The organism is Actinoplanes sp. NPDC048967, from assembly GCF_040649415.1.
In the GTDB taxonomy this organism is placed as follows: domain Bacteria; phylum Actinomycetota; class Actinomycetes; order Mycobacteriales; family Micromonosporaceae; genus Actinoplanes.
Window position 1 is genome coordinate 105,136 of the sequence record NZ_JBEZFL010000010.1, and the last position, 26,631, is coordinate 131,766.

Below are 26,631 nucleotides of genomic sequence, written 5' to 3' on the forward strand. Positions count from 1 at the left end.
CCCGCTCGCGTGCCACCATGGCCCGGTGACTTCGTTGCCGCCCGACGCCGCTGCCGATGCCCTTCCGCCGACGCCGGCCGGGGCGCCGGGCGCGGCGCCGGTTGTTCGCCTGTCGGTGCTGGTGCTGGCCTATTTCGCCTTCATCAGCCTCGGCCTGCCGGACGGCCTGCTCGGGGTCGGCTGGCCGTCGATGGCCACGGAGTTCCGGGTCGGCACCGACACCGTCGGCCTGCTGCTGTTCGCCGGTACGGCCGGCTATCTGGTGTCGAGCGTCGCGGCCGGCTTCAGCATCGCCCGCCTCGGGGTGGGCCCGCTCCTGGCGGTCAGCACCGCGCTGGCGAGTCTGGCGCTGGCCGGGTACGCGATCTCGCCGGCCTTCGCCTTCCTCGTGCCCTGTGCCCTGATCGCCGGCTTCGGGGGCGGGGCCATCGACGCCGGGCTCAACGCGTACGCGGCCGGCGCGTTCGGGCCCCGCCACATGAACTGGATGCACGCCTTCTTCGGCCTCGGCGTCGCCATCGGGCCGCTCATCATGACCGCTGTGCTCAGCGGCGGGATCTCCTGGCACTGGGGTTACGGGATCGTCGCCTCCGGCCAGGCGCTGCTCGCGGTCGCGTTCGCCCTGACACGTCGTTCCTGGGCTCAGCACCGCACCCGGCCGACGACCGGGGAGCAGGCGGCGGGCAGCGGAGCACCCGTCCCGACGCGGATCGCCGTGACGTTGGCGATCCCCGCGGTGTGGATCAGTGCGGCGGCCTTCGCCGTCTATGTGGCGCTGGAGATCAGCGCCGGGCTGTGGGCGTTCCTGTTCCTCACCGGCGAGCGCGGGATCAGCGCGACGGTCGCCGGCATCTGCGTGTCGGCGTACTGGGCCAGCCTGTTCGTCGGCCGGGTCGTGCAGGGGTTCGTCGTCGAGCGGGTCGGCACCACCCGCATCCTGGTCGGCAGCCTGCTGGGCCTGGTCGCGGGGTCGGTGCTGGTGGCGCTGCCCGGCCCGGGCTGGCTGGCGGTGGCCGGCCTGATGGTCATCGGGTTCGCGGCGGCGCCGGTGTTCCCGTTGCTCACGCTGACCACCGCCGACCGGGTCGGGTCGCTGCACGCCGACCGGACGATCGGCGTGCAGATCGGCGCGTCGGGCCTCGGCGGCGCCCTCATCCCGGCCGGCGTCGGGGTCCTGATCGACCGGATGGGCGCGCAGGTCCTCGGCCCGGCGCTGATCGTGCTGTCGCTGCTGCTGCTCGCGTTGTACGCCACCACCCGGCGACGGCCCGCCGCCGCCGCCGGGATGCCCGGCTAGCCTGCCTGGTCGATCAGGGCGGCGTAGCGGTTCAGGTAGAGCGGCCAGCCCTCGTCGTGGGCGACGCCGTCGCGGACGGACTCCCAGCCGGGGCCGTGCCGGTCGAGGTGGCGGTGTTCGAGCTCGACGCGGGTGCGCTGCGGGGTCTCGGCGACGAAGCGGACCTCCACCTCGCTGGCGTGCGCGAGGTCGGTCTCGAGCTGCCACTGCGGGCTGATGTCCCAGCTGAAGACCACCCGGTCCGGCGGGTCGCAGGCCAGCACGCGGGCCCAGCGGCACTCGCTGCCGTCGGCGGCCCGGTCGTAGATGTGCCCGCCGGGCTTGGCCTCGAACACGGTCTCGACGATCGGCGCCCCCAGCAGGTTGTGCTCCTTCGGCTTGAAGCCGCCGAAGCGTTCGGTGAACAGGGTGAACGCGCGGTCGATGGGTGCCTGCACGACGATCTGGCGGCGGACCACCTGGTCGGCTGTCCCGGTCATGACGTCTCCTCGGTCGGTTGGTCGGCGACGTCCTGATAGCCCTCCAACGCGCGGGTCCAGAACGTCTCGAGCTGATCGCGCAGCGCACCCACGCCGGCCGGGTTGAGCCGGTAGACCCGGCGGGTGCCGGCCGCGCGATCGGTGACGAGCCCGGCTTCCTTGAGCACCTTCAGGTGCTGGGAGACCGCCGGCCGGCTGATCGGCAGCTCGTCGGCGAGCTCCCCGACGGCCCGGGGCCGTACGGCCAAGCACTCGAGGATGGCGCGCCGGCTGGGATCGCCCAACGCGTCCCACCCGTCCTCCGCTTGGTAAGTAGCCACGAACGGAAAGCTACGACTTACCGATGGTCCTCGTCAAGGGGCGGGTGCGGGCGCCACCGAAGCGGCGGCCCGGCGCGACTCAGCCGTGGTCACGCAGCCAGGCGTCGATGAGGCCGTTGAAGTGGCCGAGGAAGCGCTCGTGCTCGTGCGGCGGGTACATCGCCCGGACCGTCTCGCGCAGCAGGGAGCGGAACTCCTCCGAGCCGACCCAGTCGGCGACCATCTCGTCGACGTGGCCCAGGTACTTGGCGCAGAACTCCTCGTACCGCTCGATCTCGAAGTAGTCGTCGGCGAGCCGGCGGTAGCGGGCGAGCTTCTGCCCGTAGTCCAGCGACGGATCGTCGGCGACGGCGAAGTACTCGGCGGTGTCGGTGTCCAGCCGCGGCTTGCGCCCGGTGACGACGCAGTAGATCGTCCAGCGCAGCAGGGCCGACATCGCCCACGGGAAGTAGTAGTGCAGCGAGGTCACCGCCACGTCGGGGCAGGCGTTGGCGTAGTCGATCGGGTGCACCTCGCTGCCCTTGACCAGCGACTCGCAGCTGTTGAACTCCCACCGGAAGAACGCGTTGACCAGCCGCGAGATGGTCACCACCTCGTCGCCCACCTCGGGGGTGAGGAAGTTGTGGTCCACCGCGTAGCGCTCGTGCATGGGCAGCTCGGGCCGGAACTTCATGACCATGGTCTCCGGGCCGATGGTCAGCGAGCGGGCGAAGACGTCGTAGTCCTCGACGGCCGCCTGCAGGTGCATGAGCCGCTCGCCGGAGGCGTCGTACGCGGCGTGCAGCTCCGCCACGTTGCGGATCTTGGAGACGCCGACCCAGGCCCCGCCGTCGTACGGCTTCATGTACATCGGGTAGCCCACCGACTCGGCCAGCGCCTCCAGGTCGAACGACTGGTTGTAGCGCGCCGCGGTGTAGGCGTACCGGGAGTTGTCCAGCGGGTTCTTGAACGGCACCAGCACGGTCTCCGGCACCTTGAGCCCGAGCCGCAGCATCGCGCAGTACGCGGCGTGCTTCTCCATCGACTGGAAGGTGAACGGGCTGTTCAGCAGGTACACGTCGTCCATCAGCGCGATCTTCTTGAGCCACTCGCGCGGGTGGTAGTACCAGTAGGCGAGCCGGTCGATGACCAGGTCGTGCTTCGGCGAGTCGCGCAGGTTGAACGGCTCGATGGTGACCCGCACGCTGCGGGTGCGGTGGGTACGGCCCTGCGCGTCGGTGACCAGTCCGACGCGGCGCAGCAACGCCTCGTACGCCCGCGGCCAGTCGTCCTCGGTGCCCAGCAGCAGTCCGATGGTGTGCTCGACGTCGGCCATGGCGCCTCCTGTTAGTGGAACACTGTCTGCAGCAACGTGGTCAGGTGCGGGTCGAGGGCGTCGCGCCAGCCGGTCCAGTTGTGCGCGTCGGGGACCTCGGTGAAGCTGACCGGGTAGTCCTGGCGGCCCAGTGCCGCCGCCATGTCGCGATTGTTCGCCAGGTTCTCCTCCACCGCACCACAGGTGATGACCGTGGGGACCGGACTCGCGAACGAGGGGGCGCGCAGCACCCGGCCGGTGAACCGAACAATGCGCAGGTAGCGCCGGAAGCCCGACTCCTGCCGGTCGTAGCGGGGCTGGAAGAAGCTGCCGGACTGCAGGAACAGCCCGGCGAAGCGCTGTGGGTGGCGGCGCTGGGCGTGCAGCATGGCCAGGGCGCCGAGGCTGGCGCCGGCGCCGAGCACCGGCCGGTCGGTGCCGAGCTCGGCGGCGAGCTTGGGCAGCACGTCGCGCGCCAGGGCCCGGGCGTACGCGGGACCGGCCGAATACCACTCGAAGCGCTCCCCCGGCGGCAGCAGCACGAGGTGGTACGGCGGCACCCGACCCGCCCCGATCATCGCCGCGGTGTAACGGCCCAGTTCGCCGTACCGGTGGTAGTCGGGCCCGTCGTGCGCGACCAGCACCCGGTCGGTGGGCGTGTCCGGCGACCAGATCCGGGCCACCATCTCGCCGTGCAGGGTGGGCAGCGGCAGGTAGACGTCACGCCACTGGCCGGTGGTCTGCGGCAGGTGCAGCCAGCCGGGCTCGCGGTAGCCGGGGCACCACAGGACCGAGGCGTCGCCCTCGCGCCGCGGGTTGTCCGGATCGGCCACGGTCTCGGTGCTGCCGTCGCCGTGGCCCAGTTCGAGCCGGTACTCGATGCGGTGCACGGCCGGGCGGGGCAGGCGCAGCTGCCAGGTGCGGCTCTCGCCGTCGTAGGCGAAGTCGCCGGCGGCCACGCCGGAACGCAGCCGGACCGCGGTCAGCCGATGCTCATGATCCTGGAGCCGGAAGCAGACCTCGGTGCCGTCGCACCACGCCCCCACCGCCGGTTCCATGACGGCACCATAACCGGCCGACGGCCCGCCCGGCAGCAGTCTCAGGGGGTGTATGTCTGCGGGCCCGGCGACGCCGACGGCAGCCCGAACATCTCCGCCAGGCCGGTGATCCGCAGCTGGCGGTGCACGAACTCGCTGGGGTTGCGCAGCACGAACCGGCTACCGGTCTCGCGCGCGGCGTTGTAGCCGGAGACCAGCGCGCCGACGCCCATCGAATCCATGAACGTCACGAAGGTCAGATCGACGATCATCGAGACCGGGCGCTCGCCGTGCAGGGTGCTGACCAGCGCGTGCCGCAGCGCGTCCACGGTGGCCGCGTCCAGCGAGCCGCGCACGTCGACCACGATCGCGCCGTCGGCCTGCCGCCGCGTGGTCATCACGGCCTCGCCCATGGTCTCGTCCTCCGCACCCGGTTACCCGTGGGCCCACGCTACAACGCCCGCCGTTCACCTCGCAGGCTGCCGGACGTTTCCGTGCGCCGAGCGGACAGCCGGTGCGCCGAGCGTCATGGCGACGTCACCCACCGCGAGGCGCAAAGAGCAGCAGCGCCACCCATCACGAAAGGCAAAGAGCAACCTGAGCGGGCAAGTTCGCCACATCATGCAGATCATCTTGCGGTTTCCGCAGGTGAGCGGCCACGGTGACAGCGGTGGTCACCGATGCACCCGCTCGCATCCGGCCACTCCCGGGGCGCGGCCGGGGAGGTGTCCACGACGGCGGTCTCCACGCGGCCGCCGAGGCATGTGGAGGGTGGACCCAGCATGGTCACAGGCTCGAACCGAAGGCCGGGGATCTTCGCGATCCGCGATGTCCGCTCGCTGATCTCCGAGACCACCGAGGAAGGCCACGGCCTGAAGAAGGCCGTCGGCGCCACCCAGCTGACCGCCATGGGCGTCGGCGCCATCATCGGCACCGGCATCTTCGTGGTCATCGGCGAGGGGGCCGGCGTGGCCGGCCCGGCGGTGATCCTCTCCTTCGTGCTCGCCGCGGTGGCGTGCGCGTTCTCCGCGCTGTCCTACGCCGAGCTGGCCTCGTCCATCCCGGTCTCCGGCAGCGCCTACACCTACACGTACGCGACCCTGGGCGAGATCGTGGCCTGGATCATCGGCTGGGACCTGATCCTGGAGTACGGGGTCTCGGTGGCCGCCATCGCGGTCGGCTGGGGCGGCAATCTCAACGCCTTCCTCGACTCGGCGTTCGGGGTGGCCCTGCCGGACGCGATCGCCAAGTCACCCGAGGACGGCGGCATCTTCAACCTGCCCGCCGTCTTCATCGTGCTGGCGATCACCGCCCTGCTGGTGCGGGGCGTCACCGAGAGCGCCCGGGTCAACCTGGTGATGGTCGGCGTCAAGCTGTCGGTGCTGCTGTTCTTCATCGTGGTGGCGCTGTTCAACTTCGGCACCGGCAACTTCCAGCCGTTCGCCCCGAGCGGCGTCGACGGGGTCACCGCGGCGGCGGCGATCATCTTCTTCGCCTACATCGGCTTCGACGCGGTCTCCACCGGCAGCGAGGAGGCCCGCAACCCGGCCCGCGACCTGCCGCTGGCGATCATCGGCTCGCTGATCATCTGCACGATCTTCTACGTGCTGACCGCGGTCGGCGCCATCGGCATCGCCAGCCCGGCGCAGCTCGAGGCCACCGACGCGCCGCTGGCCGCGGCCCTGGACCAGGGGGCCGGGATCAGCTGGGCGGCGTCGATCCTGGCGCTGGGCGCGGTCGTGGCGATCACCAGCGTGGTGCTGGTCATCCTGTACGGCCAGACCCGCATCTTCTTCGCCATGTGCCGCGACGGCCTGCTGCCGCAGCGTTTCGCCGTGGTCAACCAGCGGTACGGGACCCCGGCCCGGCTCACCATCGGCCTCGGCGTGCTGATCGCGATCCTCGCCGCGCTGGTGCCGCTGTCCGAGATCGTCAAGCTCGTCAACATCGGCACGCTGTTCGCGTTCGTCCTGGTCAACATCGGCGTCATCATCCTGCGCCGGACCCGGCCGGAGATGCCGCGGCCGTACCGGGTGCCGTGGTCGCCGGTGCTGCCGATCGTCGGCGTGCTGTTCGCCGTCTACCTGATGTCGGACCTGCCGCTGAGCACCTGGATCCGGTTCGTCGTCTGGCTGGTCCTCGGCCTGGCCATCTACTTCCTGTACGGCTACCGCCACTCCAAGCTGCGCACCGCTCGCCCGGACGACGGCGGGACACCGAGCTGGGCCCGCGACACCACGCCCGACACGCCGCCCGGGGACCAGCGGTGACCGCCCCGGCCGCCGCCCCGGTGGTCGTCGGGGTGGACGGCGGCCCCTCCGCGGAGGACGCGCTGGTGTTCGGCCGGTGGGCCGCGACGACGCTGGGCGCGCCGCTGGTGGTGGCCGTGGTGCACCCGGCGCCGTCCGCGCTCGGCTCGGGCCGGGTCGACGCCGAGTGGGTGGCCGACCGGCACCGGGCCGCCGAGGCGGTGCTGGACCAGGCCCGGTCCGTGCTGAGTGGCGACCACAGTGACGTCACCTACCGGGTCGTCGCCTCCACCTCGGCCGCCCACGGCCTGCACGACCTGGCCGAGGAGCTGTCGGCCGAGACGATCGTGGTGGGCTCGGGCCGGGCCGGCCCGAAACACCGCCTCTTCGCCGGCAGCACCGCCGACCGGCTGCTGGCCGGCAGCCTCTGCCCGGTCGCGGTCGCCCCGGCCGGGATGCAGACGCCGCCGGGTGCGGTGGGCCGCATCGGCGTCGCGTACGTGGACACGCCCGACGGCCGCGCGGCGCTCGAGACGGCCGCCCGGCTGGCCCGGCGGACGGGCAGCCCGCTGCGGCTCTACACCGTCGTCGCCGAGGCCGACGCGACGCTGCCGTTCCTGGTCGGCCAGGACGCCGAGCACGCGTTCCTGGACACCGCCCGGGAGACCTACGAGCTGTCGCTGACCCGGGCGGCGGAGACGGTCGCCGGGGTCGAGGCGGACTGGGAGGTCCGTACCGGTGACGTGGTGGAGTCGCTCGCCGACCTGGAGGACGTGGACGTGCTCTTCTGCGGCTCCCGCGGCTACGGGCCGGCCCGGCGGGTGCTGCTCGGCGGGGTGTCGGCGCGGCTGATGCGCCGGGCCCGGCGGCCGGTCGTGGTGGTCCCGCGCAGCGGCTGAGAGGTGTCCCGGGCCGCCGCGCGGAGCGCTCCCGCCGGGCGGCCCGGGCTCATACCTGACATGCTGCGGCAGTGCGCGCGCTCCCCGACGACCAGCCGTGGCTCTTCGGCCTGGTCTCCCCCGACGACGCCCGGCGCGCGGCCGCGCTGGCCCGGCACGACGCGCTGCTGGCCGAGGCGTGGCAGTCGCGGCGGCGCGCCGACCACATCGTGCTCCGGCAGGGCTTCAACCGGGCCGTCGTGCACACGGCCCAGCGCCGCCTCGACCTGACCCTCGACGGCCTGATCGGCGCGTTCTGCGCGGCCCAGGACCCGGCCGTGCGGGCCCACTACGCGCCCTACGCCGTGCTCTACCTGCGCTGGGAAGAGCGCTTCCTGCCGGAGCTGCGCCGGTCGTGGGGCTGCTCGCCGTGGACCACCAAGGAGGTGGTGCTGCGCGACTTCATCCGCGACGGGGTGCCGGCCGAGCAGGAGGCCGATCTCGCGGAGCTGACGATGGCGGCGCTGCGGCGGCCGTACCGGTGCAAGGACTGGATGTACGCCGGCCTGCTGCGCCACGTCGCGCCGCCGGCCGGGCAGCTCGCGGAGCTGGACGACGAACGGGCCGGCTTCGTGCGGCACGTGCTCGCGCATCCCGAACGGACGATCACCCGCACGAGCTATCCGCGCTGGCTGGCCGGGCGCATCGGCGGCTGAAGCGGGCGGGCCGGCTCAGCCGGCCCGGTGGCGGCCCGGGCGGTCACCGAGGTACGAGGTGTCGGGCTCGGCCTCGGCCGGCAGCGCCATGTTCGTCGGGGCCTCGGCCGCGCGCTCGTCCCAGGCCGACACCCGCGAGGGCCGGGGCATGACCGAGCTGAGGTCCACCAGCGGCACGTAGACCCGCGCGTCCACGGCCTCGGCCAGCAGCAGGGCGGCCACCAGGGCGGTGGGCCGCTCGGCCGGGTCCCGGTGCAGGCAACGCGAGCAGAGGTCGAGCACCTCCGGCGCCATGCCCTCGATGGCCGGCAACGGGTCCGGGTCGCGGTGGCGCTGGGCCTCGACCAGCTCGGTGTGGCTGGCCGCCTGCCAGGGCAGCCGCCCGGACAGGCAGTGGTAGAGCAGCACGCCGAGGGAGTACATGTCCGAGGCCGGGGTCGCGGGCAGTCCCTCGAAGCGTTCCGGGGCGACGTAGGCCGGCGTGCCCATGACCGGGCCGTCCGGGTCGGGGTCGTGGCTGCCGACCGCCGCCGCGATGCCGAAGTCCAGGACCTTGGCCCCGGCCGGGGTCAGCATGATGTTGGCCGGCTTGATGTCGCGGTGCACGACGTGCTCGGCGTGGGCGGCGGCCAGAGCGGCCGCGACCTCGGCGCAGACCCGTACGGCGATGCGCCAGTCGAAGAGCCCGGCGCCGAGGTGCTCGCTGAGCGTCTGCCCGTCGACCAGCTCCATGACGATGTACGGCACCTCGCGGCCCGGCGACAACGACGTGCCGAAGTCGTGCACCCCGGCGACGTTGGGATGGGCCAGCCGGGCGGCCGAGCGCGCCTCGGTGCGGACCAGGTCGACGCCGTTGACCTCACCCAGCGTGCCCTCGACCGCGGGCGCCATGATCTTGACGGCGACGGGCCGGTCCAGCACCTGGTCGTGTCCACGCCACACTTCGGACATACCGCCGATGCCGATGCGCTGCTGGAGCTGATACCGCCCGCCCAGCGTCCGCATTGCCGCCCCCTGTTCCGTCACCGCGAGTTCGCCCCCCTCGAGGTTGCAGGCGACGTACCCCCGCCTCCGGCAGGGCAAACGCTCCCCGCGGGCATCAGGTGATCGGGTCGAGGTGGAACACGCCCTGCTCACCCGGCACGACGACGATGTGGTCGTCGACGTCCCGGCCCGTACCGATGCGCAGCGAGACGCCGGCCGCGACCCGCTTGGTGAGCAGCTTGCGCACGCCGTCGCGGCGCAGCGCGGCCAGGCCGGGCCGGGCGGCTCGGCGCATCCGCGCGGCCTGTTCCCGCACGGCGGCCTCGATGGCCGGGAAGTCCATGTGGACGGCGCGGTTCTCGGCCGAGCCGAGGTACTCGAACGGTCCCGAGTCCGCCAGCGTCCGCATCGGCACGCCGATGAGCTTGAGATTGCGGTACGCGCCCTTGTCGAGCATCGACACCGCGTGCCGTACGCCGTGGCGCCGGCCCATGACCAGGAAGGTGCGGTAGATCATCGTGCTGACCAGCAGCGCCGACCGGCGGCCGCGGTACTGCGGGAGGACCGCGAGGGTGGCGCAGTCCCACACCTTCTCGCCGGTCATGCCGTGCGCGGCCAGGATGGTGGCGACGTCCGCGCCGACGTGCGGCGGGGCGTCGTCGACGGTCTTGACCCCGGCGCCGCGGCTCTCGATCATCCGGGCCACGCCGGCCGGCACGCCGCGCTTACGGTCGATGACCACGAAGAACAGGCTGCGCGCCTCGTACGGGCCGTACTCGGCGGCCATCACCGTGGCGTCGTTGCCGAAGGTCTCGGAGAAGACCTGGCGTTCCAGGGCCCGGCCGACTCCGGCCAGGTCGCTGTCCGGCCCGACGACCGCCGTCACGAACCGGCCGCTCGTGGGGTGCGCGGCCAGGAACTCCGCGGTGATACGCCGCGCCGCGGCCGGGTCCAGGTCGTAGCGGGCGGTCGTCGTCGGGCCCATGCTCAGAACTCCTTGGCGACGAGCTCGGTGGTGCGGAAGTACTCCTTGGTGAAGTTGATGACCGTCTGCGGGTCGAAGGCCTTGCAGGTGTAGATGTCCACGCTGAAGAACGAGATCGGGCGTTCCCAGGAGTAGAAGTGCGCGCCGGAGGTCTCCCAGTGGATCCAGCCGGCCCAGCCGTACAGGTCGCTGACGTGGGTGACCGGCTCGATGATCGTGATCATGTCGGTCACGTCCGAGAGCTTCTTCAAGTAGTCCTTGATGTGCTCGTCGGTGATCACGAACGTCGGGTACCCCTCGACGACCATGCGCTGGCGGGTGATGGTCGGGGCGAGGTCCTTGAAATCCAGCATGTCGGCGGGGCCTTCCGGGTGCGGGGGATCGGGAGCGGGGCGGTGGCGGTGCGGGTCACCACGAGGGAGCCGTGCTGGGCCGCGGCCGCACCGGCGGCTTGGGAGCGCGGCCCTTCACCGACTGTGACCGCATGTCATCACTCTTGGTGGTGGCCTGGGTCGCGGGGAGCGGCATGTCGGTTCCTTCGGGGTGACAGTTGCGCAGCGTATGAGGCTTTTGGGGGAGAAGCCTGACTCGCTCGCTTCTGTCACCAAATCTACCGCAGCGCTACGCAGGGTCAACTGACCGCTGAGCTGCGGTGCCGCTGACCGGGCGGCCATGCCCGCCTGCCCGAACGTGCGGGGTCACGGCACAGGCACCCCATCAGGTCTATCTCGCCTCACAGGATTCGCCCAGCAGCACGGAATCGGGCAGCGTCCGGACGGACGACAGGAAAGCCGGACGCGGGGGCCCTGACCAGCAGAGACGGATCGGAACCACTGATGTCCGAATAGTCGCAGTGGTACGGATCACTGACCATCTCGTCACCCTGCGTCACTTCAGGGGTGCAGCCCGGTTATATCTGGCGCCGCCCCGGGACGACATCACGCAATGTAGTCAGTCGGCGGCTCAGCATGACGCGCTGTCCGGCGGATATCCGGTGGTCCGGCCGACGGCGCCTGGCCATACTCGCCGGATGCGTACTCCCGAGGCGGTCGGCACCCTGCAGTGGCTGGCGGAGCACGGGATCACTCCCCTGGCCCCGGGCCGCTGGCTGGAGACGGATCATTCCGGTGACCGGGAGCTGACCGACAACGAGCTGGCCCATGAATGGGCCGAGGCGGTCCTCTCCGACGACGAGCCGGCCCCGCTGGACCGGCTGCGGAACGGGCTCGGCCTACTCGATCTGGTCGACGAGTACTGGGTGACCTTCGCGTTGAACGTCTTCCTGGCCGAGCAGGACGACCCGGCGGTGACCGCGGCCTTCTGGGCCGGCTACCGGCAGCGCCTGGAGAGGACCGAACCGCTCGCCCAGGTGCCGTACTCGCTGTGGGTCGACTGGTTCGAGGACCGCGCGACCGTCGAGTTCGCCTTCGCCGCCGTCATCGGCGACGACGTCCGCGAGCTGCGGGAGCAGGGACGGCTGCGCGAGCTCGCCACCGGGCCGCTGCACCGCCGGGCGGCCAGGGTCCTGGACCATTCCGGCCCGGTGCCGTGGGACCGCAAACACGACGTGCTGCAGGCCGCCGCGATCGTGCCGGAGCTGGCGCCGGCGGTGCTCCAGGCCCTGCTGGGCGGCTACCACGACAGCTACGGCGACCTGGAGCCGGACGCGGCGCTCGCCCTGCTGAACGGGCTCGACCTGCCGCCGGACACCGAGCACCTCGCACCCTTGCGCGCGGTGCTGGCCGCCGGGGTCCGCAGACACCGGCACGACAGACATGGCGGAGCGCGTCCTCGTGGGACGGGCTCCGCCATGGACGGTCTCTCGGTACTGATCCGCCGGTGATGGTGGCGGGCCCCGGAGACCGGGCGTTATGTGATCGACGCTAGGGCAGGTCGATCATGAGCGGCGAGCCGGGCCCGGCGTTCGTGACCCGTCTCTCACAGTCTCAGTAGGCGAGTTCGGTGCGCAGGTCGTGGGCGCCGTCCTGGCGGGTCGCCTCGTAGTAGATGCGCCGGCGGCCGTCGGGCATCGTCACCAGGCTCAGGTAGCGCAGGCCGTTGGGGGCGTACGGGCTGCCCACCGGCTCGCCGTCCTCCGCGGTCAGCTCGCCGAAGCTGCCGTCCGGCAGGCGCACACCGCGAGCCGTGCCGGTGCGCTCCTCCCAGTTCTCCCCCGCGGTGGCCCGGCCGTCGTACGCCGCCACGATGGAGTCGCCGTCGACCGACACCGACGAGACGCGCACGCCGCGGGCGTCCCACCGGCCCGCCCGACCGGCCAGCGCCGTGCCACGCCAGCTCCAGTGCACGCCGTCGGGACTGGTCGCGTATTCCGTGGTCATCCGGTCGGCGTCGTCCCACGACTCGAGCGGGTGCACCGACGCCCAGAGGTGCCAGCCGGCCTCGTCGAGGTGCAGCACCGGATCCTTGACGCCGACCGTCTCGTCGCCGGCCAGGACCGTGCGCGGGGTGGCAGTGGCCAGCCCCGCCGCGGTGTCGGCCTCGAGCAGGTCGACGCGCCAGTGCTTGGTCCCGGGGGTGGCGGCACTGACGTAGAGCCGCCACCGGCCCTGCGGGGTGCGGACCAGCGCCGGGCGTTCCAGCGACTCGGCACCGAAGGCGTCCTTGCCCACCTCGGCCACGACCGTGAAGTGCAGGCCGTCGGCCGAACGGGCGACGACGTTGGCGATGCCCCGGCCCTCACCGATCGGCAGGCGCAACCTGTACGCCAAATAGACCTCACCGTCCGCGACGATCGAGGACGGCGCGCCGGCCCACGCTCCCGGCTCGTCACCGGGCGGCTCCACCACCACCGTGGCGTCTTCCCAGCGAGGCAGCGGCAGGGCCTGAGTTCCGATGGACAAGGCGGCTCCGTTTCGTGGCGTCAGCGACACAGCGAAGAGTATCGGGTCAAGTTTGCATCATCTATGGGGAATATAGGGATTCCCCGGCAGGTCACCGGGCGCGGGCGTGTCGGTCCACGGAGAGCCAGTCGTCGTAGCTCTCGCCCGTCACGTCCTGCAGCAGCGCTATGTCGTCGACGAACAGGGGCAGCAGCGCGGCACGCTCCTGCGGGGTGGTCACCGGCCGGGTGCCCTGCTTGCGGTGCAGGACGGTCAGGATCGGGCCGCGGGCGGCCAGGCGCAGCGGTACGGGGAACCGGTGGCCGAACCGCCCGCCGGCCCGCAGCAGTCCGCGCAGCACCCGGTTGACGCCGTTGTCCTCGACGACGTGGCGGTTCACGTTCTCCCGGGGGATCTCGCGCAGCACGCCGGCCGGCACGCCGAGGAAGTCGCAGACCCGGTCCAGGGTGGCGGCGGGCGCGTCCTTGAGCTCGCGGTACCGCAGCAGCAGGATCTGCTCGCGCGCGAACACCTTGTAGAGGTGCTGCACCTGGCGGCCGTAGAGCCCGAGGCTGATGTAGTGCCAGAAGTCGGCCCAGCCGTCCGCCCTGCGCTGCTCCTCGGCCCGGCAGGCGGTGAGGAAGTCGGCCTCCGGCTCCAGGCCCGCGTTCCACAGGTGGGTCCAGTTGGAGTGGGCCCGGTCCACCGGGTCGCGCAGCAGCAGGATCAGCTTGGCCTCCGGGACCAGGGCCTGGATGCGGTCATGGGCGTCCAGGTCGTACAGGTAGAAGGGGGTGGCCTCGCCCCGCAGCGTGCCCGGCGGCGCGGGCGCGAACAGCGCCTCGTAGTCGGCGCGGCGCCACACGTGCTCCTGGTAGGTCTGCACGTCGCCCGGCCCGCCGAGCCTGGGCGGCGGCCCGTCGGAGAGGAAGAACTTCGGCTCCTTGACCTTGGACAGGTAGAGCTGAGGATGCCGGACCAGCGCGGCGTGCAGGGCCGTGGTGCCCGCTTTGGGAACGCCGGCGATCAGGAAGTCCGGGAGCGGCATAGGGGCTACCTCCTCGTACGGTGCGGCGGCGCCACCCGGCGAGGTGCGCGGCGCCCCGCGAAGTAGAAGTTAGCCTACAGGGACAGTAGGTTTTCGCGACCCGGTGTCCACACCGTGAGCAGGGTAGGTACCCGCCCGGGGCCCGACCACTCCCCCGCGGTGCTCCTGGATCCCCGGTCAGGCGCGCCGGCGCCACCAGCGACGACGGCGGTAACGCGGGCACACCTCGGGGCCGCAGAAGGTGCATTCGGTGCCGGCGCGATGGTGCTCGTGGGCGGATCGCTGATGGCCGCAGACACACAGCGCGTCGGTCGCCGTCACCGGATCACCCACGGTGTCGACGACCGTGCGGTACGGCGCGGAGCCGGCTCGGACGTCACCGGGACAATTTATCCATCGATCGCCCCGGGCACCGCCCCGCCCCAGATCTAACCCGTTTGCACCCGAGGAATTACAGCGCGTCACATTACCGAGAGTGATTCGGATCACTCGGCGTTATCCGACATTTGGACTATGCCCCCTTCGCTGCCCCGGATCCATCGAATGGCCCGCAATGGCGCCGCGACGCCTCTCTCCGGCCTGCACTGCCCTGGTGTCCGTTACTGGTTGTGACGACTGGGGCTTGCGTACGATCTTGTTGCCCATGTGAATAACCCCAGGTCATTCGATTGGTCAGGGTTCACCGCACGGGCATCGTCACCCTGGCCCTTTGGTTAGTTGACGCTACGTAGCGTGTTGCTAGATTTGGCGGCAGAAGCGAGCGACCTGCGTTTCCCTCCCCGGAAACCGCCGATTACGTCGCAACTGCCGCCCCCGAAGGGACCGACATGCAGCTTTCCACGACCTCGGGAAACACGCCGAGTAACGGGCAGCCGTCACCGACCGTAAGCGTCGTGATTCCGACCTTGAACGAGGAGCGGAACCTGCCGCACGTGTTCGCCAAACTGCCCGACGGCATCGACGAGGTGATCGTGGTCGACGGCGGATCCCGGGACCGCACGGTCGCCGTGGCCCGCGAGCTGCGCCCGGACGTGGTGATCGTGCAGCAGACCCGTACCGGTAAGGGCAACGCCCTGGCCTGCGGCTTCGCCGCCTGCACGGGCGACATCATCGTGATGATCGACGCCGACGGCTCGACCGACCCGGCCGAGATCCCGAGCTTCGTCGCCGAGCTGGTGGCCGGCGCCGACTTCGTCAAGGGCTCGCGCTTCGACAAGGGCGGGCACAGCCACGACATCACCAAGCTGCGCAAGCTCGGCAACGACGGCCTCAACCTGGTGGTGAACGTCCTGTTCAAGACCCGGTTCACCGACCTCTGCTACGGCTACAACGCCTTCTGGCGCCGGGTCGTGCCGACCCTGGCCCTGCCCGACCCGGCCCTGCCGCGGCCCACCGACGGCAGCAAGCTCTGGGGCGACGGGTTCGAGATCGAAACCATGATCAACATTCGGGCCGCCGCCGACGGGATGAAGGTCGGCGAGGTCGGCAGCGTCGAGCACGCCCGCATCCACGGCCAGAGCAACCTGAACACGTTCCGGGACGGCTTCCGGGTGCTGCGCACCATCTTCAGCGAGTACGGCCGGATGCGCCGTCAGCGCCGCAACGGCAGCCAGGGCACCGGCGTCATCCTGCACCAGCACCCGACCGCCACCCCGGCCAACACCGCGCCGGTGCACGCGCTGAACAAGGTCGTCAACCGCCCGCCGGTCGCCGGCGTCGCCCCGGCCGGTGACCCCCGCCAGCACGTCGCGCACCTCAACCGGGGCCTGCGCCGCGAGGACGTCGGCACCCGCCGCACCGACGACATCAAGGCGCTGCAGTCGCGCGCCACCCGCGAGGACTGAGCTCTCCCGCCCCCAGTCCGCGTCCCCCACCTGTCCCGAGGAGCCCCCGCGTGGAACCCACCCCCCGCCCCGCCGTCAGCATCGTCATCCCGACCCACACCGAGCAGCGCTGGAACGCCCTGGTGCGCACCATCGCCTCGGCCCGGTCGCAGACGTACGCCCCGGCCGAGATCGTCGTCGTGGTCGACCACAACCCGGCGCTGTTCCGCCGGGCCCGGCGCGACCTGGCCGGCGTGACCGTCCTGGAGAACCTGTACGCCCAGGGCGTGTCCGGCAACCGCAACACCGGGGCGTTCCACACCAGCACCTCGCTGATCGCGTTCCTCGACGACGACACGGTGGCCTGCCCGCAGTGGCTGGAGCTCCTGGTCGAGCCGCTGGCGGCGGACCCGGCGGTGGTCGGCGCGGGCGGCGGCATCGACCCGGCCTGGGAGGGCCCGAAGCCGAACTGGATGCCCGAGGAGTTCCTCTGGGCGGTCGGCGGCTCGTACGCGGGGATGCCGACGACCACCGCGCCGGTGCGCAACGTGTGGTCGGCCAGCATGATCGTGCGCCGCGACACGTTCCTGTCGGTCGGCGGCTTCCGGACCGGCTTCGGCAAGCTCGGCAGCCAGAACCGGCCCGAGGACACCGAGCTGTGCCTGCGGATGAGCGCGCTGGCCGGCGGCCGCTGGATGTACGTGCCCGCCGCACTGATCCGCCACGAGGTGCCCGCGAGCAGCTCGACCTTCGGCTTCTTCCTGCGCCGCTGCTACGCCGAGGGACGGGGCAAGGTCGCCATGGCCGGTCTGCTGGACGGCTCGGAGAGCCTCGGCTCGGAACGCGACTACCTGCGCTCACTACCGCGGGCGGTGGTCCGCAACCTCGTCGCGGCCACCCGTGGCCGGGGCGCCCACTACGCGCTCAAGGCCGGCGGGGTGCTGGCCGGCGTCGCCGCGGCCGGGGTCGGCGGGGTCGTCGAGACCGTCGCCGCCCGCCGCACGGTCACGGCCGGAGCGACCCGATGACCGCCGGGGTGAACGGGGCCGGCGTGAACGGCAAAGTGTGGGTGCCGGCGCAGCGCACCGACGAGATGATCACCGCGCCCGCGTTCGAGCCCAGCGGCGAGGTGCTGCCCGCCACGGTGCTCGACCTGGAACTGTCCGACCCGCTGCCGGCGGTCGCCGCGGTGGGCCCGGACGGCCGGCGCGTGCTCCAGGCCTGGGTACTGGTCCGGCTGTTCACCGAACCGCTGGGGACTGTGCTCACCGACGTACCGGAGCAGGGTCTGCGGCCCGCCGACCTGGCGGCCGCGATCCGTGCCGAGCTCGGCACCGCCCTGGCGCCCCGGCTCGCCGAGCTGGGCCTGTCCGCGCTGCCGATCGACGGCATCACGCCGGCGACCGAGCCGGCGTTCCTGGCCCGCCGCCGCGCGGTGCTGGCCGACGCCCCGCCGATCACCGTGGTGGTCTGCACCCGGGAACGGCCCGGCGCCCTGGCCCGATGCCTGGACAGCCTGCTCGCGCAGGCCTACCCCGACTTCAAGATCCTGGTCGTCGACAACGCGCCGGTCACCGACGCGACCGCCGAGGTCGTCCGCTCGGCGGCCCGCCGCGGCCCGGTCACCTACCTGAAGGAGCCGCGGGCCGGCCTGTCCTTCGCCCGCAACGCCGCGGTTGCGGCCGCGCCGGGCGAGATCATGGCCTGGATCGACGACGACGAGTACGCCGACGTCAACTGGCTGGCCGAGGTCGCCCGCGCACTGGTCGAGCACCCGGAGGCCGACGTGGTCTCCGGCGTGATCGTCCCGGCCGAACTGGAGACCCGGGCCCAGCTGTGGTTCGAGCAGTTCGGCGGGCACAGCAAGGGCCGCGGTTTCCGGCCCGACGTGTTCAGCCCGGCGACCGCGCACATCCAGAGCCCGCTGTACCCGCTGCCGCCGTTCGGCACCGGCGCCAACATGACGTTCCGGGCCGGCGTCATCGAGAGCATCGGCGGCTGGGACACCGCCCTGGGCGCCGGCACCCCGGCGATGGGCTCCGAGGACACCCTGGCGTTCACCCAGGTACTGATCAGCGGCGGCACGATCGTCTACCAGCCCACGGCGGTCACCCACCACTACCACCGGCGCGACCTCGAAGGACTGCACAAGCAGATGGTCGGCTACGGCGCCGGGCTGACCGCCGCGTACACCAGCCTGCTGCTCAAGCGGCCCGGCCTGCTCTGGCCGCTGCTCAAGCTGGCCCCGGGCGCCCTGCGCGACCTGACCAGCAAGGACAGCCTGCGGGTGTCGACGCTGCGCGAGGACTTCCCGCGGGAACTGCTGACGGCGAACCGCAAGGGCATGCTGGCGGGACCGCGCGCCTACCTGAAGGGCCGCCGGGCGGCCCGGGCCAAGGCCCGGAGCGGCCGCTGATCGTGGCGACTCAGCCGTTCACCGGAAACTTCCCCCCGGACCGGGCATTCTCGGTCAGGAGGAAGCAGATGTGGCGATCGGTCGGAAATGCGTACGCCACCCCGGCTCGACCGACCGGGGTGGCCGCCGCATGCTGAGCGCGCACCCGACCCCGGAACCCGGCGAACCGGACAACGGGCCGGTGCTGCGCCCGGCGACCCCGATGACGTCCATCCAGCAGTACGAGTCCCCCGACGCCACGGAGGCCCAGCACATGGCGGACCAGCGCGCGGCCGACCAGCGCGCGCCCGAACCGACCCGGACGCAGGATCGGCCGCAGCACGACCAGCCCTCTTCCGAGCAGCCCCGCTCGGATCAGGCCGTCTCGGACCGGCCGACCCAGGGCCAGAACCGGCCGGGGCAGAGCCGGCCCGGCCAGGAAGGCGGCGGGGCGCGGCCGGCGCGCGGGACGGCCCGGGTACGCCCGGCGGCGCCGTCCGGTGCCGACGCGTCCGGACCGGCGGTGGCTGACATCCAGACCACGTCGGGGGTGCCCAAGGTCGTGATCCCCGCCGCGGTGACGGCTCCCGCTCCGACCCGGGACGACGACGCGGTGGTGGCGACGGCGAGCAATGAGCCGAGCATCGAGGAGCCGTGGCCCGAGGTCGCGGACGAGCCGGAAGCGCCGGACGCGACCGGTGCTCAGGTGCCCGCGGGCGACGTCGCCGCGGCGCCCGGCGGCGTTGTCGGGGACGCTTCCGCCGGAGCCGAAACCGTGTCAGCGGGCGCAGCCACGGCTGCTGCCGGCCCGACCGCCGCGAGCGACGTCGAAACCGCACCGGCAGCCGCGGCTGACAACCAACCTAAACCCGCAACCGCAGCCGGCGCAGAACCAGAACCCCCAGCCAGCGGCGACGCCGAAGCGGAGCCCGCAGCCACCGCCCGCGTCGACGCGGAGCCCGCAGCCATCCGCGACGCCGAAGCGGAGCCCGCAGCCGCCGGCCACGCCGAAGCGGAACCGACCGCCACGGGCGACGCCCCACCGGAATCCGCAACCACAGGCGGCGCGGAAGCGGAATCCGCAACCACAGCCGGCGCGGAACCGGAGTCCGCAGTATCCGGCGACTCCCCGGCGGAACCCGCAGCCGCGGCCGACACCGCGCCTCAGCCCGCCGTCGCGGCCGACACCGAGCCCGCCGCGACGGCCGCGCCCGGCCTGACGGCCGACGCCGATCGCGGCCCCGTGGGCTCGGTCACGGCGGAGCCGGCAACGGCACTCCCGGCAGGATTGGCGTCCGAGGCCGGACCCGGCACGGACACCGAGCCGCCCACGGAAATCGTCCTGAACGCCTCGCCGGCGGAAGCGACGGACACCGAGCCGCCCAGGGAGACCGGTCCGGACGCCTCTCCGGCGGTGGAAGCGGCCGAGCCGGCGCAGCCGAGCGCGGCCCAAAATGCCCGAGCACCGGAAGCCGCCGCTCCCGTTGAGACCGCCGCGGAAAGCGAGTCACATCCCACTCCGGAGACCGCAGACGCTGCGACCGAACCGGACAACAAGCAGGTCGAAGGCGCGGAAGATGACACGAACTCTCAAGCTGAGGTTGAGGTCGAGGTTCCGTCCGAGCGCGAACCTGAAGCTGATGTTGAGGGTGAGACCACACCAGAACTGAGCGATCCCGAGGCGACTGCGGTGCTGGTCCTGCCCTCCGGGACCCTGACCGGCAACAGCCCGGACCAGGCCGCCCCGATCCGGACCGAGCCGGACCAGGCCGAGCCGGACCAGAGCGAGCCGGACCAGAGCGAGCCGGACCAGGCCGGAACCGCACAGGAGGAGCCGGAGCAGGAGGGACCGCACCTCGAGGACACGGTCGTTCTGCGCATCGAGCCGACCGTCGAAGACACGGTCATCCTCACCCTGCCGGAGGCCCCGAAGACCAACCCCGGCGACGAGACCGTGGTCATCGCGCTGCGGGGGCCCGACGACACCGTCGTCATCCCGGTCGGCGGCTCGACCGCCAGCGTCGCCCCGCCGACCGATGTCGTCACCGCCGTCATCCCCGTCGTTCCCGGCCGGCGTGATGGTCAGCGCACCGAGGTCGCTCCCCCGCCCGATCCCGGCCGCACGCCCAAACCCGCCCGCGCCCGCCGTGAGCCCCTGGACCTGGGCCACGCCCCCGCCGTCCTGACCATCTCCGCCCTCGGCGTGCTCATGGTCGCCCTGGCCTACGCCGGCGGGCGGGTCAGCACCGGCAACGCCCAGTTCGCGTACTGGGTCGGGCAGGTCGTGGTTTTCACGCCGGTCGTCGTCCGGCTGCTCAGCCGCCGGATGGCCGGGGTCGCCGAGTCGTTCCTGCTCGTCATGGGGCTGGCCCTGCACCAGTATCTGCTCAAGTGGATGTACAGCCCGGACCAGTTCCGGTTCCCCGACGAGCTGCAGCACTGGCTGGCCACCACGATCATCGTGCAGTCCGGGGAGCTGTTCCGGCCCAACCCGGCCCTGCCGCCCGCCGAGCACTTTCCCGGTCTCGCCGAGCTCGGGGCCGCCGTGGCCGAGATGACCGGGCTGCCGGTCACGGCCGCCGGCGTCATCGTCGCCGGTATCGCGCACCTGGTGTTCGTGGGCGTGCTGTTCGCGGTGGTGCTGCGGGCCAGCAACTCCCCGGCCGTCGCCGGCGTCGCCTGCGCCACGTACGCGACCGCCCTGCACTACCTCTTCTTCAACTCGATGTTCCTGTACCAGACCGCCGCCCTGCCCTTCTTCATGCTCACCATCTGGGCGGTACGCCGGTGGCGGGCCGAGGGCGGCCGGATGTTCGCCGCGCTGGCCGTGGTGTCGATGGCCCTGACCACCGTCAGCCACCACGTCACCGCGCTCGCCCTGGTCGCCACGCTGCTGCTGCTGGCCGTGGCCGAGCTGGTCGTGGATCAGCCGCGCCGGTGGTCGGCGCTGGCCATGCCGGGGGCCGCCGCGGTCGTGGTGGCGGCGTGGATCCTGCTGGTCGCCACCGACGTCCTCGGTTATCTGGAGGAGCCGGTCGACCAGGTTGTGCGTACCGTGTCGCAGCTCTTGTCCGCCGAGAGCGACCCGGCCTCGACCAGCGCGCCCGTCTCCGTGGGTCAGCTCGTGGTGCAGGGCGCCGGCCTGCTCGGGCTGCTGGTGCTCTATCTCGCGGTCACCCGCGACATGGTGCACCGCCGGGACCGGGACTGGTGGCGGTGGGCCGCGGTCGTCGGCGGGATGGTGTTCTTCGCCGGCAACGGGGTGCGGTTCCTGGGGCAGAACGGTCCGGAGATCGCCGGGCGGCTGTCCACGTTCACCTACATCCCGATCTCCATCCTGGCCGCGATCGGGCTGGTCCGGGGCGTGCAGCTGATCCCGGCCAAGGACGAGTTCGGGCACCGCTGGCGGGCCGCCGCGCCCGCCATCGACGTGGTCATGCCGGGCGGCTGGAACCTGTACAGCCGGGTCGCGGCCGGTTCGGCGATGATCACGCTGCTGATGATCGGGGCGCGGGCCGGCGGCTGGCCGCCGATCGCCTCCATCCTGCCGGGGCCGTACCTGGCCGGCGGGTACGAGCGGTCGGTCGACGCGTACGGGGTGGCCTCGGCCGACTGGCAGCGCACCACGCTGGGCCCGGGCAACCGGGTCGGCGGCGACGCGACGTCGGTCTCGCTGGCTTCCACGTACGGCCGCCAGGACCCCGTACGCGAAGTGGGGTCCCTGTACTACGCCGACGTGTGGGGGCTGGAGCAGGACGACCTGGTGCAGCGCGTCCATGTGCAGTACCTGGTGGTGGACCGGCGGCTGAGCACCCAGTTGCCGGAGAGCGGCGCGTACTTCGAGAGCGACCCGCGCTCCGGGCAGATCACCTCGCCGCTGACCGTCGGGCAGCTCGGCAAGTTCGACTCGCTGGCCGGGATGGACCGGCTCTACGACAACGGCACTGTCCGCATCTATCGGACGGGGGTCCAGTGAGCATTCTGCTTTCCCGGGTCGTGGCCGGACTGGCCGTCGCCGCCGGTGCCGCGGTCCTGTTCGCGCCGCAGGCCCTGGCCATCGCCGGCGGGCTGCTGCTCGGTTTCGTCCTGCCCGGGATGGCGTTGCTGGGGGTGCTGTTCCGCCGCCGGGCGCTGACCGCGGTCGAGCGTACGGTGCTGACCCCCGCGCTGAGCATGGGCGTGCTGATCGTCGCCGGGCTGGCCATCCACGTCGTGGGCCTGCGCATCGACCGGCTCGCCTGGACCGTGGCCACCGTCGGGGTGACGCTGGCGGCGGTGCTCGCCACCTGGCTGCTGCCGCCGCGCCGGGTGCGCGCGGCGGACAGCGCGGAGCCGCAACCCCGGCCGGTCGGCGAGAAGCTGGTGCGGATCGGCGTCGGCGACCACACCGTACGGCTTCCGCTGAACGGCATGGCCGAGGCCAACACGGTGGTGATGTCGATCGTGCCCGCGGTGCTGGAGGCGGACGAGCAGCGCGCCGCCGCCGAGGAGAAGGCCCGGCGCCGGCGTCTGCTACGCCAGTTCCTGCCGCTGGTGGCGGTCGCAGCCGTGCTGGCTGGGGCGAGCTGGCTGTCGTTCACCACGTCGCGGGCCACGCACGACACCGTCGTGACCGCGCTGTCGGCGACACCGCCGGGTCCGGTCAACGCGGCCGGGAACCGTACGGTGCGGGTGTCGGCGACCGGGCTGGTCGCCTCGGACGGGCCGTACTCGCTCAGTGTGACCGGCCCGTCGGGGGCCGCGACGGTCAAGCGCACGGTCCCGGTCACCGGGGACGGGACCTGGAGCGAAGCGCTGAGCCTGCCCGGAGCGCAGCGGATGCGGGTGAGCCTCTACCGGTTCGGGGACACCACCGCCTACCGCACCCTCTACATCAGCGCCGTAGACTGACGCGGACACGCGACTGGCGGCATCGAGGATGGGGACCACCATCGGGGAGCTCGCCGTGGGGGCCGTCCGCCTGGGTGCCCACGCCGGAGTGGAAGCTGTATGTCCGTAGAGCATGAAGCAAGGCTGCTGCCCGGCAAGCCGGTGGCCGACGAGGTTCTGGCCGACGTCGCGCAGCGCGTGACGAAGCTGCGCGAGGCCGGCGTCCAGCCGTCGCTGGCGACCGTGCTGGTCGGCGACGACGACGCCAGCGCCGGATACATCCGGATCAAGCAGCGCCAGGCCGCCGAGCTGGGCTTCGTCTCGCCGCACGTGCACCTGGGCGCGGACGCGACGCAGGACGACCTGCTGCGGGCGATCGACCAGCTCAACGCCGACCCGGCCGTGCACGCCCTGCTGATCCAGTACCCGCCGCCCGCACACATCGACTACGACGCCGCGCTGCTGACCGTCGACCCGGACAAGGACGTCGACGGCATGCACCCGCTCAACCTGGGCCGGCTGTCGGTGGGCCTGCCCGGGCCCCGGCCGTGCACCCCGGCCGGCATCGAGGCGCTGCTGGCGTACCACGACGTGCCGGTCGCCGGCCGTGAGGTGGTCATCCTGGGCCGGGGCGCGACCATCGGCCGCCCGCTGGCCATGATGCTCGCGCAGAAGCGGCCGACCGCGAACGCCGCCGTGACGGTCGTGCACACCGGCGTGCCGGACTGGCAGCGTTACACCCAGCGGGCCGAGATTCTCATCGCCGCGGCCGGTGTGCCCGGCATCATCCAGCCCGAGCACGTGAAGCCGGGCGCGACCGTCGTCGGCGCCGGGGTGCGCTACGAGGGCCGGCGGCTGCTGCCGGACGTGGCCGAGGAGGTCGCGCGGGTCGCCGGGGCGATCACCCCGCGGGTCGGCGGCGTGGGCCCGACCACCGTGGCGATGCTGTTCCGCAACGCGATCGAGGCGGCCGAGAAGGCTAGCCGCTGAACCGCGCGCTCGCCGCCATCGCCTTGTACGCCGCCAGCGACTCGGCGTCGGTGTCGATGCGCCACTTCTCCTCGTACCCGGGGTGGGTGTCGGTGTCGAACCAGGTCACCGCGCCCACCCCCGGGTGCGCCTCCACCCAGCGCGCGAAGAGCGTGATCCAGTCGGCCTTGGTGCGGCCGCCCCGGTCCACCGAGCCCACCTCGGTGATCATGATCGGCTTGCGGGCGGCGTAGGCCCGGTAGATCCCGGCGAACAGCTTGTCCGGGGTCTCGCGGTGCAGGTTGTAGCCGGAGACCCCGACCCAGTCGACGTACTCGTCGCCGGGGTAGAGCGCCGCGAAGGTGTTCCACTCCGCGGCCGGGTCGGAGTTCCAGTTCGGGCTCCACACCCAGGACACGTTGGTGGCCTTCTCCTCGGCGAAGATGCGGTGCAGGCGCCGCCACGCGGTCACGTACGCCTGGCCGTCCTTGCCGTTGCGCGCGGCACTCCACTTGTACCAGTCGCCGTTCATCTCCCAGCCCCAGCGCAGCAGCACCGGCCGGTCCTGGTGCTTGAGCCGGCGCGCGGCCCGGGCGATGACCGCGTCACTCGCCCCGGAGTTGATGTCGGTGAGCGGGCAGCCGCGCCAGGACACCATCGGGGTGGCCTTGGCCGGCAGGCCCTCGACCGCCTGCGGCAATGTGTCGGTGAAGTCGTAGAAGACATGCACGATGCGCTCGTCGCGGCCGAGCTGGTTGCGGCGCAGCGCCAGGCTCTCGGTCAGTGACCTGCCCTCCAGCCCCAGGTAGGCGCCGAGCATCGCCTTGCCGGGCCGGAACGGCACCGGTCCGCCGCCCTTGGTGACCACCGCCGGCGTGGGGCTCGTGCTGGGCTTCGCCGACGCGGCCCGGCCCGGTGAGCTGGTGGCCTCGGCCGGGGTCTCGTCGCTGCCGATCGCGCGCACGGCGAGGACGGCGGCCGGCACGGCGGCGAGCGCGGCGAGACCACCGACGAGGTGCCGGCGGGTCAGCCCGCGCGCGGCCCGGTGCGCCGGCGTCACGTGAGGTTCCGGCCGGTCGCCCGGGCGAGGCGGCGCACGGCCCGCCAGCCGGGCTGGGCGAGCTGCTTGAGCCGCGGGACCAGCGGCGAACCGCCGCCGGCGACCAGGGCGACGAGGTCGGCGCCGGTCATGGCCGGGGTCGGCTGCAACCGGGGTACGGCGAAGCGCCGCTCCCCCGGCCGGTGCAGCCGCCGGCCGACCTCGGTGGCGTTGTCGTGCCCGGCGGCCAGCACCGCCGCCCGGACCTTGGCGCCGTTGTAGCCGTGCGGGTACGCGAAGCTGCGCACCCGCCGCTGCAGCCGCTGCTCGAGCTCTTCCTTGCTGCGCAGGGTCTCCTCGCGCAGCTGGGCGGCGCTGAGCACGTCGAGCGGGTGGTGCAGCAGGCTGTGGTTGCCGATCTCGACGCCGGCGTCGGCCACCTCGGCGAGCTCGTCCCAGGTGAGCAGCCGGCCGAAGTCGGGCGCCCAGCGGCCCAGCCAGCCGGCCGGGGCCCCGAGGTGACCGACGGAGGCGTAGAGGGTGGCGCGGGCGCCGGCCTCGGCCAGCACGGGCACGCCGGCGGTGAGGAAGTCGCGGTAGCCGTCGTCGAAGGTGACCGCGATCAGCTTGTCGGTGCTGCCGCGCTCCAGCTCGTCGAGCGCCTCGGACAGCCCGACGAGGCGGTAGCCGGCCTCGGTGAGCGCGCCGAGCTGCTGGGCCAGGCGGCTGCGGGGCACGGCGAGATCACTCAGCGGGCCGCCGACGGCGGACACGGAGTGATACATCAGCGCCGGCATGGACTCCCATGCCGGCGGCGCCGCAACGGTCACCGTTCGTTCCTCCCACACCTGACGGACATGACCATTATCGGTCGCCATCCCGGCAAGCTTCGGGGTTCGCGCAACTCGGCCCCGGGCCTGGTCCACGGCACGTCCTGGCCGCTCAGGCCACGTTACGGCGCGGTTTCCCCCGATGTCCAGCACGACTGCGGGACCCCCGATCGACATATCGGCGACGGTCACTCTGGCCGGCGTGGAGAGATCCGGCGCGGGCCGGCCCCTCTGCCGAAAGTCATAGCCGCGATCCGGCTGCGGAGGGAAGCGGAACACCCGCCGTCACGGCGAAGGTGTGAGCATGAAACCGGACCGTACGCGACGACTCACCGAGGCCACCCTCGAGGCCGGGCTCGTCCTCGGCGTCGCCGCGCTGCCCACCGCCTGGCGGGTGCTCGACGCGCGGCTGGCCCTGGTGCTGGCAGGCATGCTGCTGGCGCTCACCGCCGCGACGTACGCGTTACACGCAGTCACATTCGACTGCTTCCTGCTGACGGGACACCGCGCCCGGCGCCAGTTTTCTTATACCCAGCGTAAGGAGTGAACCGCCGGACATCCTGTTGCGTACCCCCGGTT

At 72.4% G+C, this 26,631-nt stretch carries 24 protein-coding genes; 12 read left to right on the forward strand and 12 right to left on the reverse strand.

Translation table 11 applies throughout. The features are described 5' to 3' along the window. Positions 1-25 precede the first annotated feature (25 nt). A complete protein-coding gene (locus tag AB0C12_RS35085) occupies positions 26-1,297 on the forward strand; it encodes an MFS transporter (RefSeq protein ID WP_360554453.1) in 1,272 nt (423 codons plus the stop codon). On the opposite strand, the gene AB0C12_RS35090 is transcribed toward AB0C12_RS35085, so the two are convergent. The 5 genes from AB0C12_RS35090 to AB0C12_RS35110 all read right to left on the reverse strand — a co-directional run bounded on the left by AB0C12_RS35090 (position 1,294) and on the right by AB0C12_RS35110 (position 4,840). Continuing rightward, positions 1,294-1,776 carry an SRPBCC family protein gene (locus AB0C12_RS35090; protein ID WP_360554455.1) on the reverse strand — a complete coding sequence of 161 codons (483 nt, stop codon included), beginning with the start codon at positions 1,774-1,776 and terminating at the stop codon, positions 1,294-1,296. The genes AB0C12_RS35085 and AB0C12_RS35090 overlap by 4 nt on opposite strands. After that, on the reverse strand, positions 1,773-2,096 hold the full coding sequence (locus AB0C12_RS35095) for a metalloregulator ArsR/SmtB family transcription factor (RefSeq protein WP_360554457.1): 324 nt from the start codon (positions 2,094-2,096) through the stop codon (positions 1,773-1,775). Before AB0C12_RS35095 ends, AB0C12_RS35090 begins: the two co-directional genes overlap by 4 nt. 79 nt (positions 2,097-2,175) lie before the next feature. Then, complete coding sequence (locus AB0C12_RS35100; RefSeq protein ID WP_360554459.1) at positions 2,176-3,411, reverse strand: hypothetical protein; 1,236 nt, start codon at positions 3,409-3,411, stop codon at positions 2,176-2,178. 11 nt (positions 3,412-3,422) lie between these two features. Further along, on the reverse strand, positions 3,423-4,448 hold the full coding sequence (locus tag AB0C12_RS35105) for an alpha/beta hydrolase-fold protein (protein ID WP_360554461.1): 1,026 nt from the start codon (positions 4,446-4,448) through the stop codon (positions 3,423-3,425). Positions 4,449-4,489: 41 nt separating this feature from the next. After that, complete coding sequence (locus AB0C12_RS35110) at positions 4,490-4,840, reverse strand: STAS domain-containing protein (RefSeq protein ID WP_360554463.1); 351 nt, start codon at positions 4,838-4,840, stop codon at positions 4,490-4,492. 369 nt (positions 4,841-5,209) lie between these two features. Between AB0C12_RS35110 and AB0C12_RS35115 the strand changes: the two genes are divergently transcribed. The 3 genes from AB0C12_RS35115 (at position 5,210) to AB0C12_RS35125 (ending at position 8,270) form a co-directional block, all read left to right on the forward strand. Further along, on the forward strand, positions 5,210-6,697 hold the full coding sequence (locus AB0C12_RS35115; RefSeq protein ID WP_360554464.1) for an amino acid permease: 1,488 nt from the start codon (positions 5,210-5,212) through the stop codon (positions 6,695-6,697). Beyond that, complete coding sequence (locus AB0C12_RS35120; protein WP_360554466.1) at positions 6,694-7,575, forward strand: universal stress protein; 882 nt, start codon at positions 6,694-6,696, stop codon at positions 7,573-7,575. Before AB0C12_RS35115 ends, AB0C12_RS35120 begins: the two co-directional genes overlap by 4 nt. A 71-nt stretch (positions 7,576-7,646) precedes the next feature. Beyond that, positions 7,647-8,270, forward strand: coding sequence for a hypothetical protein (locus AB0C12_RS35125; RefSeq protein ID WP_360554467.1), 624 nt, complete (start codon positions 7,647-7,649; stop codon positions 8,268-8,270). A 15-nt stretch (positions 8,271-8,285) separates the two neighbouring features. On the opposite strand, the gene AB0C12_RS35130 is transcribed toward AB0C12_RS35125, so the two are convergent. From AB0C12_RS35130 to AB0C12_RS35140, 3 genes are all read right to left on the reverse strand, one after another. Further along, positions 8,286-9,275, reverse strand: coding sequence for a serine/threonine-protein kinase (locus AB0C12_RS35130; protein ID WP_360554469.1), 990 nt, complete (start codon positions 9,273-9,275; stop codon positions 8,286-8,288). A 94-nt stretch (positions 9,276-9,369) separates the two neighbouring features. Next, positions 9,370-10,239, reverse strand: a complete 870-nt coding sequence (locus AB0C12_RS35135; protein ID WP_360554470.1) for a hypothetical protein — start codon at positions 10,237-10,239, stop codon at positions 9,370-9,372. Between the two features lie 2 nt (positions 10,240-10,241). Beyond that, entirely contained in the window at positions 10,242-10,592 is a 351-nt protein-coding gene (locus tag AB0C12_RS35140; protein WP_360554471.1) for an S-adenosylmethionine decarboxylase, read from the reverse strand. A 677-nt stretch (positions 10,593-11,269) separates the two neighbouring features. Here AB0C12_RS35140 and AB0C12_RS35145 point away from each other — a divergent pair. Then, a complete protein-coding gene (locus AB0C12_RS35145) occupies positions 11,270-12,082 on the forward strand; it encodes a hypothetical protein (protein ID WP_360554473.1) in 813 nt (270 codons plus the stop codon). A gap of 103 nt (positions 12,083-12,185) precedes the next feature. On the opposite strand, the gene AB0C12_RS35150 is transcribed toward AB0C12_RS35145, so the two are convergent. Both AB0C12_RS35150 and AB0C12_RS35155 read right to left on the reverse strand, forming a co-directional pair. Further along, a complete protein-coding gene (locus AB0C12_RS35150) occupies positions 12,186-13,100 on the reverse strand; it encodes a hypothetical protein (RefSeq protein WP_360554475.1) in 915 nt (304 codons plus the stop codon). A gap of 91 nt (positions 13,101-13,191) precedes the next feature. Then, on the reverse strand, positions 13,192-14,127 hold the full coding sequence (locus tag AB0C12_RS35155) for a sulfotransferase domain-containing protein (protein WP_360554477.1): 936 nt from the start codon (positions 14,125-14,127) through the stop codon (positions 13,192-13,194). A gap of 827 nt (positions 14,128-14,954) precedes the next feature. Between AB0C12_RS35155 and AB0C12_RS35160 the strand changes: the two genes are divergently transcribed. From AB0C12_RS35160 to AB0C12_RS35185, 6 genes are all read left to right on the forward strand, one after another. Then, a complete protein-coding gene (locus AB0C12_RS35160) occupies positions 14,955-15,971 on the forward strand; it encodes a glycosyltransferase family 2 protein (RefSeq protein WP_360554478.1) in 1,017 nt (338 codons plus the stop codon). A gap of 50 nt (positions 15,972-16,021) precedes the next feature. Beyond that, positions 16,022-16,978, forward strand: coding sequence for a glycosyltransferase (locus AB0C12_RS35165; RefSeq protein ID WP_360554479.1), 957 nt, complete (start codon positions 16,022-16,024; stop codon positions 16,976-16,978). Continuing rightward, positions 16,975-18,366, forward strand: a complete 1,392-nt coding sequence (locus AB0C12_RS35170) for a glycosyltransferase family 2 protein (RefSeq protein ID WP_360554480.1) — start codon at positions 16,975-16,977, stop codon at positions 18,364-18,366. The genes AB0C12_RS35165 and AB0C12_RS35170 overlap by 4 nt, the downstream gene beginning before the upstream one ends. 130 nt (positions 18,367-18,496) lie before the next feature. Beyond that, complete coding sequence (locus AB0C12_RS35175; RefSeq protein ID WP_360554481.1) at positions 18,497-22,321, forward strand: hypothetical protein; 3,825 nt, start codon at positions 18,497-18,499, stop codon at positions 22,319-22,321. After that, a complete protein-coding gene (locus AB0C12_RS35180; RefSeq protein WP_360554482.1) occupies positions 22,318-23,235 on the forward strand; it encodes a hypothetical protein in 918 nt (305 codons plus the stop codon). The genes AB0C12_RS35175 and AB0C12_RS35180 overlap by 4 nt, the downstream gene beginning before the upstream one ends. A 99-nt stretch (positions 23,236-23,334) precedes the next feature. Next, positions 23,335-24,204 carry a tetrahydrofolate dehydrogenase/cyclohydrolase catalytic domain-containing protein gene (locus AB0C12_RS35185; RefSeq protein ID WP_360554484.1) on the forward strand — a complete coding sequence of 290 codons (870 nt, stop codon included), beginning with the start codon at positions 23,335-23,337 and terminating at the stop codon, positions 24,202-24,204. Here AB0C12_RS35185 and AB0C12_RS35190 read toward each other — a convergent pair. Continuing rightward, positions 24,194-25,243: a glycosyl hydrolase gene (locus AB0C12_RS35190; protein WP_360554486.1), complete on the reverse strand. Its 1,050-nt coding sequence runs from the start codon at positions 25,241-25,243 to the stop codon at positions 24,194-24,196. The genes AB0C12_RS35185 and AB0C12_RS35190 overlap by 11 nt on opposite strands. Further along, the gene (locus AB0C12_RS35195; protein ID WP_360554487.1) at positions 25,240-26,052 is read right to left on the reverse strand and encodes a polysaccharide deacetylase family protein; all 813 of its coding nucleotides are present in this window, start codon (positions 26,050-26,052) and stop codon (positions 25,240-25,242) included. Before AB0C12_RS35195 ends, AB0C12_RS35190 begins: the two co-directional genes overlap by 4 nt. 304 nt (positions 26,053-26,356) lie before the next feature. Here AB0C12_RS35195 and AB0C12_RS35200 point away from each other — a divergent pair, with 304 nt between their 5' ends. After that, the gene (locus AB0C12_RS35200) at positions 26,357-26,599 is read left to right on the forward strand and encodes a hypothetical protein (protein ID WP_360554488.1); all 243 of its coding nucleotides are present in this window, start codon (positions 26,357-26,359) and stop codon (positions 26,597-26,599) included. Positions 26,600-26,631 lie beyond the last annotated feature (32 nt).